17 protein-coding genes are annotated in these 16,328 nt (G+C 62.5%); 7 read left to right on the forward strand and 10 right to left on the reverse strand.

The annotated features are described in order from the left end of the window. Window positions 1-51: 51 nt before the first annotated feature. The 8 genes from PMI07_RS05075 to hslV all read right to left on the reverse strand — a co-directional run bounded on the left by PMI07_RS05075 (window position 52) and on the right by hslV (window position 10,385). The gene (locus PMI07_RS05075) at window positions 52-2,223 is read right to left on the reverse strand and encodes a malate synthase G (protein WP_007751603.1); all 2,172 of its coding nucleotides are present in this window, start codon (window positions 2,221-2,223) and stop codon (window positions 52-54) included. A gap of 116 nt (window positions 2,224-2,339) precedes the next feature. After that, on the reverse strand, window positions 2,340-3,260 hold the full coding sequence (locus PMI07_RS05080; protein ID WP_037085568.1) for a LysR family transcriptional regulator: 921 nt from the start codon (window positions 3,258-3,260) through the stop codon (window positions 2,340-2,342). Between the two features lie 98 nt (window positions 3,261-3,358). Continuing rightward, complete coding sequence (locus PMI07_RS05085) at window positions 3,359-5,377, reverse strand: hydantoinase/oxoprolinase family protein (RefSeq protein WP_007751612.1); 2,019 nt, start codon at window positions 5,375-5,377, stop codon at window positions 3,359-3,361. A 53-nt stretch (window positions 5,378-5,430) separates the two neighbouring features. Further along, window positions 5,431-6,849, reverse strand: coding sequence for a cytochrome P450 (locus PMI07_RS05090; protein WP_007751615.1), 1,419 nt, complete (start codon window positions 6,847-6,849; stop codon window positions 5,431-5,433). Window positions 6,850-6,893: 44 nt separating this feature from the next. After that, window positions 6,894-7,829, reverse strand: coding sequence for a DUF1402 family protein (locus PMI07_RS05095; protein ID WP_024163574.1), 936 nt, complete (start codon window positions 7,827-7,829; stop codon window positions 6,894-6,896). A gap of 213 nt (window positions 7,830-8,042) precedes the next feature. After that, on the reverse strand, window positions 8,043-9,350 hold the full coding sequence (hslU, locus tag PMI07_RS05100) for an ATP-dependent protease ATPase subunit HslU (protein WP_007751671.1): 1,308 nt from the start codon (window positions 9,348-9,350) through the stop codon (window positions 8,043-8,045). Further along, complete coding sequence (locus PMI07_RS05105; RefSeq protein ID WP_007751669.1) at window positions 9,347-9,865, reverse strand: GNAT family N-acetyltransferase; 519 nt, start codon at window positions 9,863-9,865, stop codon at window positions 9,347-9,349. The genes hslU and PMI07_RS05105 overlap by 4 nt, the downstream gene beginning before the upstream one ends. Then, entirely contained in the window at window positions 9,858-10,385 is a 528-nt protein-coding gene (gene hslV / locus PMI07_RS05110; protein WP_007751667.1) for an ATP-dependent protease subunit HslV, read from the reverse strand. The genes PMI07_RS05105 and hslV overlap by 8 nt, the downstream gene beginning before the upstream one ends. A 189-nt stretch (window positions 10,386-10,574) precedes the next feature. On the opposite strand from hslV, the gene hisB reads away from it, so the two are divergent. Genes hisB through coaA form a run of 7 tightly spaced genes read left to right on the forward strand, consistent with a single transcriptional unit; the run spans window position 10,575 to window position 15,224 of the window. Continuing rightward, window positions 10,575-11,183, forward strand: coding sequence for an imidazoleglycerol-phosphate dehydratase HisB (hisB, locus tag PMI07_RS05115; protein ID WP_007751661.1), 609 nt, complete (start codon window positions 10,575-10,577; stop codon window positions 11,181-11,183). Window positions 11,184-11,202: 19 nt separating this feature from the next. Beyond that, window positions 11,203-11,694 (forward strand): DUF2628 domain-containing protein, encoded by a 492-nt coding sequence (locus PMI07_RS05120; RefSeq protein WP_007751658.1) that lies wholly within the window; start codon window positions 11,203-11,205, stop codon window positions 11,692-11,694. After that, window positions 11,694-12,344: an imidazole glycerol phosphate synthase subunit HisH gene (gene hisH, locus PMI07_RS05125; protein ID WP_007751656.1), complete on the forward strand. Its 651-nt coding sequence runs from the start codon at window positions 11,694-11,696 to the stop codon at window positions 12,342-12,344. The genes PMI07_RS05120 and hisH overlap by 1 nt, the downstream gene beginning before the upstream one ends. A 29-nt stretch (window positions 12,345-12,373) precedes the next feature. Further along, window positions 12,374-13,117: a 1-(5-phosphoribosyl)-5-[(5-phosphoribosylamino)methylideneamino]imidazole-4-carboxamide isomerase gene (hisA, locus tag PMI07_RS05130; protein ID WP_007751653.1), complete on the forward strand. Its 744-nt coding sequence runs from the start codon at window positions 12,374-12,376 to the stop codon at window positions 13,115-13,117. Then, the gene (hisF, locus tag PMI07_RS05135) at window positions 13,114-13,890 is read left to right on the forward strand and encodes an imidazole glycerol phosphate synthase subunit HisF (RefSeq protein WP_007751650.1); all 777 of its coding nucleotides are present in this window, start codon (window positions 13,114-13,116) and stop codon (window positions 13,888-13,890) included. Before hisA ends, hisF begins: the two co-directional genes overlap by 4 nt. Window positions 13,891-13,908: 18 nt before the next feature. Beyond that, on the forward strand, window positions 13,909-14,232 hold the full coding sequence (locus tag PMI07_RS05140; protein ID WP_007751647.1) for a phosphoribosyl-ATP diphosphatase: 324 nt from the start codon (window positions 13,909-13,911) through the stop codon (window positions 14,230-14,232). Beyond that, window positions 14,229-15,224: a type I pantothenate kinase gene (gene coaA / locus PMI07_RS05145; protein WP_007751641.1), complete on the forward strand. Its 996-nt coding sequence runs from the start codon at window positions 14,229-14,231 to the stop codon at window positions 15,222-15,224. Before PMI07_RS05140 ends, coaA begins: the two co-directional genes overlap by 4 nt. Window position 15,225: 1 nt before the next feature. Here coaA and PMI07_RS05150 read toward each other — a convergent pair whose 3' ends face one another. Together PMI07_RS05150 and arfB are read right to left on the reverse strand one after the other, a co-directional pair. Continuing rightward, a complete protein-coding gene (locus PMI07_RS05150; protein ID WP_007751634.1) occupies window positions 15,226-15,867 on the reverse strand; it encodes an alpha-ketoglutarate-dependent dioxygenase AlkB in 642 nt (213 codons plus the stop codon). Window positions 15,868-15,881: 14 nt separating this feature from the next. Then, window positions 15,882-16,316 carry an alternative ribosome rescue aminoacyl-tRNA hydrolase ArfB gene (gene arfB, locus PMI07_RS05155; RefSeq protein ID WP_007751632.1) on the reverse strand — a complete coding sequence of 145 codons (435 nt, stop codon included), beginning with the start codon at window positions 16,314-16,316 and terminating at the stop codon, window positions 15,882-15,884. Between the last annotated feature and the right edge of the window lie 12 nt (window positions 16,317-16,328).

The raw sequence follows: 16,328 nt of genomic DNA on the forward strand, positions 1-16,328 counted from the left end.
CCTGGAGAACTCTCCGGCGGCCTTTTTCTTTGCCTGATATCTGCTCGCCGGTCAGCCGGCGAGCTTGGCTTTCAGTTCCTGCCGGCGGCGATGCAGGACCGGTTCGGTATAACCGTTCGGCTGCTCGCGGCCCTTCAGAACGAGGTCGAGCGCAGCCTGGAAGGCGACGGAACCGTCGAAATCCCTGGCCATCGGCATATAGAGGGGGTCGCCAGCATTCTGGCCGTCGACGACGCCGGCCATGCGCTTCATGGTCTCGACGATCTGCTCTTCCGTGACCAGCTTGTGATAGAGCCAGTTCGCCATGTGCTGGGCGGAGATGCGCAGCGTTGCCCGGTCTTCCATCAGGCCGACATTGTTGATGTCCGGCACCTTGGAGCAGCCGACGCCCTGGTCGATCCAGCGGACGACATAACCGAGAATGCCTTGCGCGTTGTTGTCGAGCTCGCGCTGGATCTCCTCCGGCGTCCAGTTCGGCCGCACGGCCACCGGCACGGAGAGGATATCCGACAGTTTTGCGCGGGTACGGCTCTTGAGACCGTCCTGGACGGCGGCAACATCGACCTTGTGATAATGCGTCGCATGCAGCGTCGCCGCCGTTGGCGACGGCACCCAGGCGGTGTTGGCTCCGGCCTTCGGATGAGCGATCTTCTGCTCAAGCATCGCCGCCATCATGTCGGGCATGGCCCACATGCCCTTGCCGATCTGCGCATGGCCGGACAGGCCGCATTCGAGGCCGATATCGACATTCCAATTTTCGTAGGCCGCGATCCAGGCCGCCTGTTTCATGTCGCCCTTGCGGATCATCGGGCCGGCTTCCATGGATGTATGGATCTCGTCGCCGGTGCGGTCGAGGAAGCCGGTATTGATGAAGACGACGCGTTCGCGCGCCTCGCGGATGCAGGCCTTGAGGTTGATCGTGGTGCGGCGCTCCTCGTCCATGATGCCCATCTTCATGGAATTGGCCGGAAGGCCGAGCGCCTGTTCGACGCGGGCAAAAATCTCGCAGGCGAAGGCGACCTCTTCCGGCCCGTGCATCTTCGGCTTCACCACATACATGGAACCCACGCGGGAATTCTGGCGGCGGCCGTTCGGGCCGATGTCGTGGATGGCGATCAGGGCCGTCACCATGGCATCCATGATGCCTTCCGGAACTTCCCTGCCGTCACTGTCCAGCACCGCCGGATTGGTCATCAGGTGGCCGACATTGCGGATCAGCATCAGCGAGCGGCGCTTGACCGTGACATCGCCGCCGGCAGGGGCCTTGAAGGCGGTATCCGGGTTGAGCTTGCGGATGAAGGACTTGCCGCCCTTGGCCACTTCCTCCTGAAGGTCGCCCTTCATCAGTCCGAGCCAGTTGCGGTAGACGACGACCTTGTCCTCGGCATCGACAGCGGCGATCGAATCCTCGCAGTCCATGATCGCGGTGATCGCCGATTCCAGCCAGACATCCGAAATCCTGGCCGGATCGTCCTTGCCGATCGCCGTCGTGGCATCTATGAGGATTTCGATATGCAGGCCGTTTTTCTTGATTAGGAGATGCGTCGGCTCCGCCGGTTCGCCGAGATAACCGGCAAACTGAGCCGGATCGGCGAGCTCGACCGTCTTTCCGTCCTGGGCTGCGGCCGTCAGCTTGCCGCCGGAGACCACAAACGAGGTTACGTCGGTCCAGCTCGCGCCGGACAGCGGCACGGACTGATCGAGGAAGTCACGCGCCCAGGCGATGACTTTGGCGCCGCGGACCGGATTGTAGCCCTTGCCCTTTTCGGCGCCGTCGGCTTCGGGAATGGCGTCGGTGCCATAAAGCGCGTCGTAGAGCGAACCCCAGCGGGCATTGGCGGCGTTCAGCGCATAGCGGGCATTCATGACCGGAACGACGAGCTGCGGGCCGGCGATCGCGGCGATTTCCGGATCAACCCTGTCGGTCGAGACCGTGAAATCCGGCCCCTCCGGCAGCAGGTAACCGATGTCGCGCAGGAAGGCCTCGTAAACCGCCAGATCGCTGGGGGCGCCGTTCTTGCGGTACCAGTCGTCGAGCTTCGCCTGGAAGGCGTCGCGCTTGGCAAGAAGCTCGCGGTTCTTCGGCGCCAGGTCGTGGACGATCTTCGAGAACTCGGAGAAGAACCGTTCGGCATCGACGCCGGTCGCCGGCAGCGCTTCCTTCACCAGGAAGTCGTAGAGCTTCTCGTCGATTGCGAGACCATTTTTTTCGATACGGGCCATCGGTTCCTCCGAATTTTTCCAGTCGCGCGCAAGTCTCTTTGGTAGCGAGGGAAATTGCAATTGCACAAATATTGAATGACTTATGCCATATTGGAAATAATCGACGCGGTGAGCAGTTATTTCCGGCCCGCATCCGAGGAATGCCGCTCCCAATAGGGAATCGGCCCGTAAAGTTCGGCGAGATATTCGATGAAGGCGCGGACCTTGGATGGGAGATGCTGCCGGCTCGGATAAACCGCCGAGACAGAGACGTTCTTCGAGCCTTCATAGCCGGGCATCACCATCACCAGGCGCCCATCCTGGAGTTCGTTGCCGATATCCCAGGTAGATCTCAGCGCTATGCCGAGACCGGCGATCACCGCTTCGCGGATGACTTCACTGGAATTGGTGTTCAGCATCCCGGCCGGCCGGTAAACCAGCGGGCCTTTAGGCCCTTCGAGCCTCCAGGGTTCGCCATTGTGGGCCATCAGGCAGTGATGGTTCGCCAGTTCCTCGATACTTGTCGGGGCGCCATGGCGTCCGACATAGGAGGGAGAGGCACAGAGGATGCGCCGGACCTGGACGAGTTTGCGGGCGACGAGGCTCGAATCCTTCAACTCGGAGATCCGGATCGCCACATCGAAGCCCTGGGCGATGATGTCCGTGAACTCGTCCGACAGGATCAGGTCGATCGCGAGATGCGGGTTAGCCTGCATGAATGTCGGCAGATGCGGCGCTATGTGCATTCGCCCGAAGGAGGTAGGCGCCGAGATGCGCAGATTGCCGGCGATCTCGGTCGATCGGCCGGAGACGAACTGCTCGGCATCCTCGATACCGGTCAGGATATTGGCGATCCGATCGTAAAAACCCTTGCCGGCATCGGTCATTCCGATCTGGCGGGTGGTGCGCTGCAGGAGGCGCGTGCCGAGCTGCTCCTCCAGCCGCTTGATGCGCTTCGAGACCACCGCCGGGGAAATGCCGAGGCTCTTCGCTGCCGCCGACATATTTCCGCTGGCTGCGACTTTGACGAAGATTTCCAGATCGGCAAGATCGGTGATCACTGCGATTTGTTCCCTGCTGGAATAAATACGGGCTCACTTACGCCTTGTTGAATAGGGCTTTCAATGGCGGTCCACAACAGCGTCCACAGCGGCGCTCAGAAACCGGCTATTCTCGGCCTGCCGACCGCAACGGCGGTGATCCGTGCCTCGACCAGCTTTCGTGAGCCCTCGATTTCCGGCGCATCCAGCTCTTCTGACACCGTCACGACCGCATCCTTGGCGCCGTCCGCATTCGCCTGCGCCAGGGCTGCCGCGATGGCGCGCTCGCGGGCCATCGCCACCGCCTGCGTCTCACCGATGACTGAGAGCCGCTCGCCTGCGCCGGAGAGGATAAAGCGGCCTTCCTCGGGGGAGGTAACGACGACGGTGACGCTGGCGCGGACCTGGCCGACGACGGCGCCGATGGCATTCGCCACATCGGCGTCAGTCGGGATGACCGACCGCGCGCCGAGCATATCGGCGACGGCGGGATAATAGACCGGTGCCGAGGCACCGAGCCCGATCAGCGGACGATCGAGTGACACGGAAAATCGGGCGATGCCGGGAACCCGTTTCAGAGCCCGGTCGACGGCGAGCGACACCGCGGGATCGATGGCTTCGGCGCCATCTTCGGCGAGACAGGCAGTGAGCACGGCCTCGGAGGACTGGCGCGTCAGCCGACTGACGATCTTTTCCGCAAGCTCTTCCGGCGAGGCGGCAATCTCGCGTCCCGCGCCGTCCTTGCGCCGGGCGGCAAGCTCCAGACCCAGCCGCGCTGCCTCTCGGTGCCATTGGCTCTGGCGGCCGAGCACGTGCAGCGCATCGGAAGGGGTGATGCCGCAGAGATGCACCAGCCCTCTCGCAACCAGCCGGTCGAGAATCGCCTTCTGTGAATTCATCGTCAGAAGATCGTTGAGCGAAACCGGCAGGCTGCCGATGCGGGTAAAAAGCGCCTGTTCCGGCGGCTGCAGGCCTTGAGCCATCACATCGGGCACACCAGTTCGCACCGCAAAGCGGCCGTCGTGCCGGCCGGCATGGCCGGCGCGCAGCTGCCTTTCCAGCGTCGACAGAATGATCTCGCCATGCGCCATTGCGGCAAGGCTCAGCGGCAGAAGCCGGCGCGGGCCGAGCGTAAGCCGGGCTTCGAGGCCGCGGTCGTCGATATGGACCTCGGAATCGCCGCCGAGCCCGTAGGTGCGCAGCGCCACCGCCTCCACCATCGTGCGATGACCGCCGACCACCGCGCCCTCCTCCGCCAGTTTCGGCCGCCCGCCATCGAGAACCGCGACATCGGTGGTCGTGCCGCCAATATCGGAAACCACCGCCTGATCGAGCCCAGTCAGGAAATGCGCCCCAACAAGGCTTGCCGCAGGACCGGAAAGGATGGTTTCGATCGGCCTCAGCCGGGCCTCGGCAGCCGAGATCAAAGCACCATCGCCGCGCACCACCATCATCGGCGCCGTGATGCCACGGGCGGTCAGAAAGCTTTCGCAGGAACCGACCAGCCGGTCGATGATCGACACCAGCCGGGCATTCAGCAGCGTGGTCAACGCGCGGCGAGGACCGCCGAGTTTCGACGAAAGCTCGTGGCTGCAGGTGACGGGCAGATGCGAAAGCGCGCGAATGCGATCCCTCACCCGGATTTCGTGAGCCGGATTCCGGACGGCGAAATAGCCGGCGACCGCGAAGGAGGAGGCCGCTCCGACAAGCGTCGGCATGGCCGCCTCCAGAGCCGCCATGTCGAGCGGCATCTCGTTGCCGTGCACGTCATGGCCTCCGGGCAGGAAGATCACCGGATCGCTTCCCAGCGCCTCCGCAAGCCCGCCACGGGTGAGATCCTCCTCTGCAAAGCCGACCATGATCAAGGCGGCACGACCGCCCTGCCCTTCGACCAGCGCATTGGTAGCAAGAGTGGTCGACAGCGAAACGAGTCCGATTGCCGAGGCGGAAATCGCACTTTTCTCCAGCACCGCATCGACGGCACCGGCAATGCCAACCGCGAGGTCATGCCGCGTCGTCAGCGATTTCGCCTTGGCGACGACGCCTTCGCCCTCGCGGAACAGCACCGCATCCGTATAGGTGCCTCCCGTGTCGATTCCGAGAAGTAGGGGGCCGGGAAGAATGGATGAGGCCACGCGAGAATCCTGAAGATCGGGTCTATGGATCAATAGCGCATGGGCCGGCAAGATCAATTCGCCAGCGAAGACCTCTCATGTCGCGGACTGACCCGCATCAGCAAGCCATCGCGCGGCTGGGTGGTCAGCTTCTGGACCGGCCAGACCTTGGTTTCGGGCGTAACTTCGAACCGATAGTCGCGCATCAGCACCGCAAGCGCGATCACCGCTTCCTGCAGGGCGAAGGTGGCGCCGATGCAGGTACGCGGGCCGGCGCCGAAAGGCAGGTACTGGAAGCGGTTCAGCTTGCCGCGATTTTCGGGCAGGAAACGTTCCGGCATGAAGGCGCGCGGTTTTTCCCAATAGAGCTCGTGGCGGTGCAACGTCCAGGGCATGACCAGCACGGTCACCCCGGCATCGATCCTGATCGTCTTGCCTTCCGGGCTTGTCCAGCTGTCGTCGCTGATCGCTTCCCGGTTGATCGAGGGCGCCGGCGGATAAAGCCGCAGCGCCTCTTCGAACGACGCCCGCACCCAGGGCATCAGCTCCAGCCATTCGACCGGATCGGCACCGGTCGCCAGAACGCGGCCGATCTCTTCTTCCATGGCCTGCCGCACGGGCGGTGATTTCGCGACGCAATAGAGTGTCCAGGCGAGCGCCCGGGCCGTCGTCTCATGGCCGGCGCCGATGAAGGTGAGGATGTTGTCCTCGATCTCGTCCATGGTCAGCCCGTCGGGACCGGCCAGCTGAAGCAGCAGAGTGAGGAAATCCTGCGGCACATCGTCGGGGTGTTTGCGCATCCGCTCCTGCCGCATAACCATGGTTTCCGCAACCACGCCGCGGAACTTGTCGAGTATCTTCCTGCCGCCGATGCGGGTTATGCGCGGCACCCAGGGGGGCGCGCGCAGCATGTCCATGGGGTCGATCCGGCCCATGCGGTGCAGAAGCTGATCGACATCGTCCGCGACCGTCTCCTTTTCACCCGCAATCTCACCGGAAAACAGGGTTTCAGCGAGGATGGCGTAGGTCAGCTCCGTCATGTCGACGGAAATATCGAGGACCTCGCCCGCGGCGCCGGTCATGGCATATTTCTTCGAGAACTCTTCCGTCTTGCTCAGCATCTGGCCGGCAAAGCCACGGGAATGTCTGGGCGTAAAGACCGGCGCCATGGCCTTGCGGCAACGCTTCCAGACCTCACCTTCGGCCGTCAGCAGGCCGCCCCTGAGGATCGGGCGAAGGACGAGCTGGCGGATCTCCGACATTTCGTAATTGCCGACATTGTCCACCAGGACATGCCGGATGAGACCCGGATGATTGACGATCAGCGTCCGTTCCTTGAAGAACTTCGTCTCAAGCCAGGGCTGCGTGTAAGACTCCTTGCCCCAGAGCTCCAGAGGATTGCGTAGCGCCGTCCAGATCACCTCAAGCGGGTTCAGCAACCGATCTCGATGCGCAGGTGCCGGCGGAACGAAGGGTTCGGGGCGGATGTCCACGGACAGCCCTCCTCAGGGGTTTCCTATGGAGGGTATATCAGCCGTCAGAGGAGAGATTTCAACTCGGCGAGCTTATCGTTGACCAGCCAGCCGTAATAATTCTCCTCCGGCAGGCCGCCGCGGGCAGCCAGAGCCGCGGCGCGCTGCGCCGAACCGCCGGTATTGTAGAGCGTCGCGGTGATGCCGGGGTTGCGGGAAATATCCATGCCGGCGATCGTCTTGTAGTCGTCGATCGAGCGGCGGATATTGGCCGCCATATAGGCGAGCGACTTGTCCGGATCCATGATCGCGTCATAGACCACGGCGGCCTTGTTCTCGTCGAGCTTCGGGTAGCCGGAATTCCGGGAAACCATGTCCGAGAGCATCAGCGCCGTCAGCGGGTTGACCTGGCCGAGGCCGAAAGTCTGGCCGGCATAAAAGGGCTGGAAGAAGACGGCACTGAAACGATTGTCGGGAAACGAAGTGCCCCCGACCGAACGGCCGCGAAAACTCCTTTCCCAGACACCTTCGCGGCAGGACCAGAGCTTGTAGGAATCGGCAAAATCGTCGCATTTGCCGAATTCCGGCCGGTCAAGGAACTGCTGGATGCTCTCGTCGCCGTATCCGAAACGGAAACTGTTGCCGGCATAGGCCGCCGCCTTGACGTAATAGGTCTGCAGCCGGTCATAGGCATCGACATTGTAGGTGTGCTCGCCGACGATCGCGCCGATCATGTGGATCGGATCGATGCCGTAATCGGCGGCGGTCGACTTGATCTTGGCGATCAGCTTCTTGTCGGAGGCCAGCAGGTCACGGATCTTTTCGTATTTGTCGTCGAAGGTGGTGCGGCCGGCGCGGGTCCGGCGCACCGAGGCGCCCGGGATCTTCGGCTGTTCCGCATGACGATTTCCCTCGGGAACCATCGTGAGGCCGCCTGCAAACGCGGAAGAGGCCGCGGACGTCGCGACGACAAGGATCAGGGCCAGAAGGATGCGTTTCAAGATTTGCGTGTCCCAGGACTTCGACTATGCCGATCTCCGGCACCGGATGCTTAAAGCCATTCCAGACCGACTCACTCAAGCGCCGGACATTTCCATGAAAACGCGCTTCCCTTACGCGAGGCGCAAGGACCGTGTCGAGACGAGGGCGATCAAAATCCCGTCAGTGCCCGGAAATGAGCAGCCGGACGTTGCCCGGCTGCCACGATTGCGCACTCAGAGAATGTAGCGCGACAGATCCGTATCGGCCGCGAGATCGCCGACATGCTTCTTGACGTATTCCGCGTCGATCATCACGGTCGTGCCGCCCTGATCCGGGGCATTGAACGAGATTTCGTCGAGCACCCGTTCCATCACGGTCTGCAGCCGGCGGGCGCCGATATTCTCGACCGAGGAGTTGAGGTGCACGGCAACATCCGCCAGCGCATCGATCGCGTCCTCGGTGAAGTCCAGCGTCAGTTCTTCCGTTTCCATCAGCGCCTTGTACTGGCGGATGAGGCTTGCTTCCGTCTCCGTCAGGATGCGGCGGAAGTCTTCCTTGGTGAGCGGCTTCAGTTCGACCCGGATCGGCAGGCGGCCCTGAAGTTCCGGCAGCAGGTCGGAGGGCTTGGAGACGTGGAAGGCGCCCGAAGCGATGAACAGGATGTGGTCGGTTTTGACAGGCCCGTATTTGGTCGAGACCGTCGTGCCCTCGACGAGCGGCAGCAGGTCGCGCTGCACGCCTTCGCGGGAAACGCCGGCACCGACCCCGCCGTCACGGGCGGCGATCTTGTCGATCTCGTCGAGGAAGACGATGCCGTCGTTCTCGACCGAACGGACGGCCTCGCGCTGGATGACTTCGTTGTCGATCAGCTTGTCGGATTCGTCGCGGATCAGCTCACCATAGGATTTCTTGACGGTGGTGCGGACCTTCTTGGTGCGGCCGCCCATCGCCTTGCCGAACATTTCCGACAGGTTCAGCACGCCGATATTGGCGCCCGGCATGCCGGGAATCTCAAAACCGGGCATCCCGGAGCCGCTGTCGGCCACTTCGATGTCGATTTCCTTGTCATCCATCTCGCCGTTGCGCAGTTTCTTGCGGAAGCTGTCTCGGGTGGCAGGCGAGGCCGTGGCGCCGACCAGTGCATCGAGCACGCGTTCCTCGGCGCTCATATGGGCTTTCGCCTGCACGTCGGCGCGCATCTTGTCGCGCACGAGGCCGATGCCGATCTCGACGAGATCGCGGATGATCTGCTCGACATCGCGGCCGACATAACCGACTTCGGTGAACTTGGTGGCCTCGACCTTGATGAAGGGCGCACCGGCGAGCTTGGCGAGGCGCCGGGAGATTTCCGTCTTGCCGACGCCGGTCGGGCCGATCATCAAAATGTTCTTCGGCATCACTTCGTCGCGCAGGCTCTCGTCGAGCTGGTGGCGGCGCCAGCGATTGCGCAGCGCAATCGCCACCGCGCGCTTGGCGTCGTGCTGGCCGATGATGTGCCGATCCAGCTCGGAGACGATTTCCCGGGGTGAAAAGTTACTCATGTCAAATCCGTTTCTTCTGGTGCGTCCAGCGCCATGAAATGGGCCGGACCGTAAATGGATGTCCTGGTGTCGACGTAGCGGAAGCCGGCCTTTTCATAAGCGCGGATCGCCTGGGCGTTCTCCGGATCCGGATCGATGACGATCCTTTTCGCGCCGTTCTCGAAAAGTTCAGAGGTCAGCTGGCGGATGATCGCGCTGCCATGGCCGATGCCGACAAGCTCAGCATTGCCGATCGAGATGTCGATGCCAAGCGTGCCCTTCGGCTGATCCTGGTAGGGATGATCCTCTTCGAGATGCGGGTCGTAATACTGGAGATAGGCGATCGGCCTGCCGTCCAGTTCCGCGATCATCGGCCGGGTCTCGACGCTCGTCATCGAATATTCGATGCTCGCCAGTTCCTCGTCGACATTACCCCACCATTTCGCGATATGCGGCTCGACGAGCCATGTCGCCAAGAGAGGAAAATCCTCACGGGTGACATCACGAAACGAGTAGCGGGGGGCGCCATCAGCCATCGGCGTCCAGCGTTTCGATGACCAGGTTGTGGTTGGTATAGACGCAGATATCGGCGGCGATATCGAGCGCTTTCCTGGCGATCTCTTCGGCCGACTTGTCCGTATCCATCATCGCGCGGGCGGCGGCATAGGCATAGTTGCCGCCGGAACCAATCGCGATGGTTCCGTGCTCCGGTTCGAGCACGTCGCCATTACCGGTGATCGCCAGCGTCGTCGACTTGTCGGCGACCAGCATCATCGCTTCGAGATTGCGCAGGTACTTGTCCGTGCGCCAGTCCTTGGCGAGCTCGACGGCGGCGCGCATCAGCTGGCCCGGATATTGTTCGAGCTTCTTTTCAAGCCGGTCGAGCAGCGTGAAGGCATCGGCCGTCGCGCCGGCGAAACCGGCGATCACTTCGCCCTTGCCGATGCGGCGCACCTTGCGGGCGTTGCCCTTCATCACGGTCTGGCCGAGGCTCACCTGGCCGTCGCCTGCCATGATGACCTTGCCGCCCTTCCTCACAGTAATAATCGTTGTCATAAAGCACCTGCTGGCCCGTCTTCCGGGCTTTCGTTTATGGGCATTTCGGCCCCGTTGAGCATTTATGTAAGACGGTCGAGGGCGAATGCAATCTCATGACGCGATGCCGCGGCGACACCCCTGCTTTTGCTGGATATTTGATGTCGTGCCTGATAAGGAGCGCAGATCGACCGCATGGAGCAGACCCAGATGGGTGAGACGACAACCGCACGCGTGGGCAATATCGTCCGCAAAACCAACGAAACCTCCGTTTCCGTTTCCGTCAATCTCGACGGCACCGGCGCGGCCAGGATTTCCACGGGCGTCGGCTTCTTCGACCATATGCTGGACCAGCTTTCGCGACATTCGCTGATCGACATGGATATCGAGGTTCAGGGCGACCTGCATATCGATGACCACCACACGGTGGAAGACACCGGCATCGCGATCGGCCAGGCGATCTCCAGGGCGCTCGGCGACCGTCGCGGCATCACCCGCTATGCCTCGCTCGACCTTGCCATGGACGAGACAATGACCAAGGCGGCCATCGACGTGTCCGGCCGGCCATTCCTGGTCTGGAACGTCGCGTTCAGCGCGCCGAAGATCGGCACGTTCGACACGGAACTGGTGCGGGAGTTCTTCCAGGCGCTGGCCCAGAATGCCGGCATCACGCTGCATGTGCTGAACCATTACGGCGCCAACAACCATCATATCGCCGAGACCTGCTTCAAAGCCGTGGCGCGGACACTTCGCGCCGCCATTGAAATCGACCCGCGGCAGGCCAATCGCGTTCCCTCCACGAAGGGAATGCTGGTCTGACTGCTTGAGGAGACGATCCTTGAGAAGCTACCTCGTTCTGACACCGCCCAATGACCCGCGAAGCGGACCCGACAGGGATCACCGGTCAACCCTCGTCCTGCGGGACGGGTTTTCCTGGCTCGCGCTGTTGTTTCCGTGGATCTGGCTTTTCTGGCATGGGCTGTGGATCGCCGGCATCGTCATTCTGCTCGGCCAGATCGGCAGCGTCGTACTGATGCAGATTCCAGGCTTCTGGACCGCCGGGCTGCTGTTCGGCGTCGCCATCAGCCTGCTCATCGCGCTCGAGGGCCGACATTATCGCTCCGAAGCGCTGATCCGTCGCGGCTGGACATTGGAAACCGTGATCTCCGCTCCCGATCTGCACACGGCCGAGGAGATCTATTTCTCCGGCCTGCCGCAGCCGGAACAACAACCGATGCCGGTCTCGGCCGAGTGGGCAAAACAGGCAAAACCGCCCGCCGCCGGATGGCAGGCCCCTCACATGGGCCTTTTCGAACATGGAGGACGCTGATGCGCGTCGCAATTATCGACTACGGGTCCGGCAATCTGCGTTCCGCGACCAAGGCCTTTGAACGGGCCGCCCGGGAAGCCGGCATCAACGCCGTGATCGACCTCACTGACAAGGCCGAAGCGGTGGCGACCGCCGACCGCATCGTGCTGCCGGGCGTCGGCGCCTATGCGGATTGCCGCGCCGGCCTCGATGCCGTGCCGGGCATGCGCGAGGCGATCCTCGACGTGGTCGAGCACAAGGGCCGCCCCTTTCTCGGCATCTGCGTCGGCATGCAGCTGATGTCGTCGCGCGGGCTGGAAAAGACCACCACGCCGGGATTCGGCTGGATCGAAGGCGACGTCGTCGAGATGAGCCCAAGCGATCCCCATCTCAAAATCCCGCAGATCGGCTGGAATACGCTCGATATTCATCACCCGCATCCGCTGTTGGACGGCATTCCGACCGGGTCGGATGGCCTGCACGCCTATTTCGTGCATTCCTATCATCTGGCGGCAAAGCACCGCAGCGACGTGATCGCCACCACCGAGTACGGCGGCGCGATGACGGCCTTCGTCGGCCGCGACAACGTGGCGGGTTCTCAGTTTCACCCTGAGAAAAGCCAGACATTGGGTCTTGCCCTCATCTCCAATTTCCTGCGCTGGAAGCCCTGAGCTCGCGCAAACGACCAAGGACCAAAGACATGATCCTCTTTCCTGCAATCGACCTGAAGGACGGTCAGTGCGTGCGCCTCAAGCTCGGCGACATGGACCAGGCCACCGTCTACAATCCCGACCCGGCTGCCCAGGCCAAAACCTTCGAGGACCAGGGCTTCGAGTGGCTGCATGTCGTCGATCTGAACGGAGCCTTCGCGGGTGAAAGCGTCAATGGCGCGGCCGTCGATGCAATCCTGAAGGCCACCAAGAACCCGGTGCAGCTCGGCGGCGGCATCCGCACGCTCGACCATATCGAAAACTGGCTGGCGCGGGGGCTGACTCGTGTCATTCTCGGGACGGTCGCGGTACGCGATCCGGCGCTGGTCATCGAGGCCTGCAAGCAGTTTCCCGGCAAGGTCGCGGTCGGCATCGACGCCAAGGGCGGCAAGGTCGCCGTCGAAGGCTGGGCGGAAGCGTCGGAGCTCGGCGTCATCGAACTGGCGAAGAAATTCGAAGGCGCCGGCGTTTCGGCGATCATCTATACCGATATCGACCGCGACGGTATTCTGGCCGGCATCAACTGGGCATCCACGCTGGAACTCGCCAATGCCGTCTCCATCCCGGTCATCGCCTCCGGCGGGCTTGCTTCGCTCGACGATATCAGCCGCATGCTGGAGCCGGATGCTGCCCGGCTCGAAGGCGCGATTTCCGGCCGCGCGCTCTATGACGGCCGCATCGATCCCAGGCAAGCGCTGGACCTGATCCGCTCCAGACAAGGACGTGCCGCATGACCCTCAAAGCTCGTGTCATCCCCTGCCTGGACGTGAAAGACGGCCGCGTCGTCAAGGGCGTCAATTTCGTCGACCTCATCGATGCCGGCGATCCCGTCGAGGCGGCCAAGGCCTATGACGCTGCCGGTGCCGACGAGCTGTGCTTCCTCGACATCACCGCCTCCTCGGACAATCGCGATACGATCTTCGACGTCGTCGCCCGCACTGCCGAACATTGCTTCATGCCGCTCACCGTCGGCGGGGGCGTGCGCGCCGTCGCGGATATCCGCAAGCTGCTGCTGGCCGGTGCCGACAAGGTCGCGATCAACTCGGCGGCGGTCGCCAACCCGGATTTCGTGGCGGAGGCCGCCGACAAGTTCGGCAACCAGTGCATCGTCGTATCGATCGACGCCAAGAAGGTCTCCGGTGCCGGTGAGGCGGACCGCTGGGAGATATTCACGCATGGCGGCCGCAACGCGACCGGCATCAACGCGCTGGAATTTGCAATCGGAATGGTCGAGCGGGGCGCCGGCGAACTGCTCGTCACCTCCATGGACCGAGACGGCACCAAGAGCGGCTACGATCTGGAGCTGACGCGCATGATTGCCGATAGCGTCCGCGCCCCGGTCATCGCGTCGGGTGGCGTCGGAAATCTGGACGACATGGTCGCCGGCATTAAACAGGGCCATGCGACCGCGGTTCTTGCCGCATCGATTTTCCACTTCGGGACCTATACGGTCGGCCAGGCAAAGCATTATATGGCTGAGCACGGCATTGCCATGCGGCTCGATTGAGCCATCGGGAAGAATGTTATGAGTGAATTTTCCCTGATCGACCTTGAACGGATCGTCGCCGAGCGAGCCAAGGCTTCACCGGAGGAATCCTGGACGGCGAAGCTTTTCGCCGCCGGCCAGGAGAAGGCCGCAAAGAAGCTCGGCGAAGAAGCGGTCGAAACGGTCATCGCTGCCATTCAGCAGGACCGCAAGAATCTGACCGCTGAGAGCGCCGATCTCCTCTATCATCTTTTAGTCGTCTTGAATATTGCAGCGGTGCCGTTGCAGGATGTGCTCGACGAACTCCAGAGAAGGACCGGCCAGTCCGGCCTTCAAGAAAAGGCAAGCCGGCCGACATCATGAGCATTGCTTCCCAGCCCGCCGAGACGCCTGACCCCGAAACCGGCCCGAACACGGAATATTACTCGCCCTATCACCGCTTCACCGCGGAGGAATGGGCAAAATTCCGGGCAGACACACCGCTGACGCTCACCGCCGACGAGGTGCAGAGGCTGCGCTCGCTGGACGACCCGATCGATCTCGACGAAGTCAGGCGCATCTATCTGTCGCTGTCGCGCCTTCTGTCGACGCATGTGGAGGCTACACAGCGCCTCTTCCAGCAGCGCAACCGATTCCTGAGCCTTTCCGATATCACCAAGACGCCCTTCATCATCGGCATCGCCGGCTCGGTCGCGGTCGGCAAGTCGACCACCGCCCGTATCCTGAAGGAACTGCTCGCCCGCTGGCCGTCGAGCCCGAAAGTGGATCTCATCACCACCGACGGCTTCCTCTACCCCAATGCGGTGCTGAGCCGCGAAAACCTGATGGAGCGCAAAGGTTTTCCGGAAAGCTACGATATCGGCACCATCCTGCGCTTCCTGTCGGCGATCAAGGCCGGCGAGCCGAACGTCAAGGCGCCGCGTTATTCGCATCTCACCTATGACGTCCTGCCGGACGAATACACGCTGGTCGATCGTCCGGACATCCTGATCTTCGAGGGCATCAACGTCCTCCAGTCGCGGGCGCTGCCGGCCGACGGCAAGATCGTGCCGATCGTTTCGGACTTCTTCGACTTCTCGATCTATATCGATGCCGATGAAGAGCAGATCCACAACTGGTACGTCCAGCGCTTCATGAAGCTGCGCCAGACCGCTTTCCGCGATCCGACCTCGTTCTTCAAGAAATACGCGGCGATCGATGCGGATGCGGCCCGCGCCGTCGCCGAGGGTCTGTGGGAAAACATCAACCTCAAGAACCTGCGGCAGAACATCGTGCCGACCCGCCCGAGGGCGGACCTGATCCTGCGCAAGGGCCGCAATCACCTGGTGGAAACGGTCGAACTGCGTAAATTGTAGACTATCGATCGCCGGCTATTGAATTAAATCGTCCGCTATTCACGCGGCGAAGCGTCAAGTTGATGCGTCCGCCGTTCTTCAACAGCGTCGACGTGCCCGGATAAATGCGATCGACGCCGTGGAACGCGAGGCGCCCCTCCCCGCCCAGCACAACGACATCGCCGCTTGCCAGCCGGAGAGAGCAGGTCGAGTCCTTGCGGTTCAGGCCGCCGACCCGGAACAGGCAGCTGTTACCGAGCGAGACGGAGAGAACAGGGGCGGCCAGATCGTTCTCGTCGCGGTCCTGATGCAGGCCCATCCTGGCGTCGTCGGAATAGAAGTTGATGAGGCAGGCTTCCGGCGGCTTCGGATAATTGCCCAGCTTTTCCCAGAGATCGAGCAGTTCCCGCGGCATGGCGGGCCATGGCCTTTTCGTCGCCGGATGAAAGGGCTGGTAGCGATAGCCCTCATCCTTGTCCGTCACCCAGCCGAGGGGGCCGCAATTGGTCATGCGCACCGACATGGGTTTGCCGGTGCCGGGCATTTCGGGCGTGTAGAGCGGCGCCTCGGCCACCACACCGCGGATCAGTTCGACCAGATGCTCCTGCGCCGGCCGGTCCAGATAATCGGGAAGGTGCCTGATGCCGTTCGCAAGCGTCGCCAAATCGATCTCCGCTGTCAGTCGCCGCTTGGCCGGCCGCGCATCTTCTTGACGTCCGACCGGCCGGATTTTTCCTTCAGCCGACGTTCCACCGATCCCTTGGTGGGCTTGGTCTTCTTGCGCGGCGGCGGCGGCGGTTCGGCGGCCTTGAGAATCAGTTCCTTCAGCCGCTCCCGCGCATCCTCCCGATTGCGTTCCTGACTGCGGAACCGGTTCGCCTCTATCATCAGCACGCCATCCTTCGACACCCGTTTTCCAGCGAGCTTGATGGCATTTTCCTTCACCCGCTCCGGCAGCGACGGCGAATTGACGATGTCGTAGAAAAGCTGGACGGCCGTCGAGACCTTGTTGACGTTCTGGCCACCTGGCCCGCCCGCCAGCACGAACTGTTCCGTCAGCTCCCATCCGGCGATGGTGATGCGGTTGTTGATATCGAGGGGATTGCTGGCCATGGGTCTCTGGTC

The organism is Rhizobium sp. CF080, from assembly GCF_000282095.2.
Taxonomy (GTDB): Bacteria; Pseudomonadota; Alphaproteobacteria; order Rhizobiales; family Rhizobiaceae; genus Neorhizobium.

What these genes read in the sequence shown, in the direction of transcription:
- PMI07_RS05075 (WP_007751603.1), bottom strand. Translation starts at nt 2,223, where the DNA reads ATGGCCCGTATCGAAAAAAATGGTCTCGCAATCGACGAGAAGCTCTAC.
- hslU (WP_007751671.1), bottom strand. Translation starts at nt 9,350, where the DNA reads ATGAGTAACTTTTCACCCCGGGAAATCGTCTCCGAGCTGGATCGGCAC.
- PMI07_RS05105 (WP_007751669.1), bottom strand. Translation starts at nt 9,865, where the DNA reads ATGGCTGATGGCGCCCCCCGCTACTCGTTTCGTGATGTCACCCGTGAG.
- hslV (WP_007751667.1), bottom strand. Translation starts at nt 10,385, where the DNA reads ATGACAACGATTATTACTGTGAGGAAGGGCGGCAAGGTCATCATGGCA.
- hisB (WP_007751661.1), top strand. Translation starts at nt 10,575, where the DNA reads ATGGGTGAGACGACAACCGCACGCGTGGGCAATATCGTCCGCAAAACC.
- hisH (WP_007751656.1), top strand. Translation starts at nt 11,694, where the DNA reads ATGCGCGTCGCAATTATCGACTACGGGTCCGGCAATCTGCGTTCCGCG.
- hisA (WP_007751653.1), top strand. Translation starts at nt 12,374, where the DNA reads ATGATCCTCTTTCCTGCAATCGACCTGAAGGACGGTCAGTGCGTGCGC.
- hisF (WP_007751650.1), top strand. Translation starts at nt 13,114, where the DNA reads ATGACCCTCAAAGCTCGTGTCATCCCCTGCCTGGACGTGAAAGACGGC.
- PMI07_RS05140 (WP_007751647.1), top strand. Translation starts at nt 13,909, where the DNA reads ATGAGTGAATTTTCCCTGATCGACCTTGAACGGATCGTCGCCGAGCGA.
- coaA (WP_007751641.1), top strand. Translation starts at nt 14,229, where the DNA reads ATGAGCATTGCTTCCCAGCCCGCCGAGACGCCTGACCCCGAAACCGGC.
- arfB (WP_007751632.1), bottom strand. Translation starts at nt 16,316, where the DNA reads ATGGCCAGCAATCCCCTCGATATCAACAACCGCATCACCATCGCCGGA.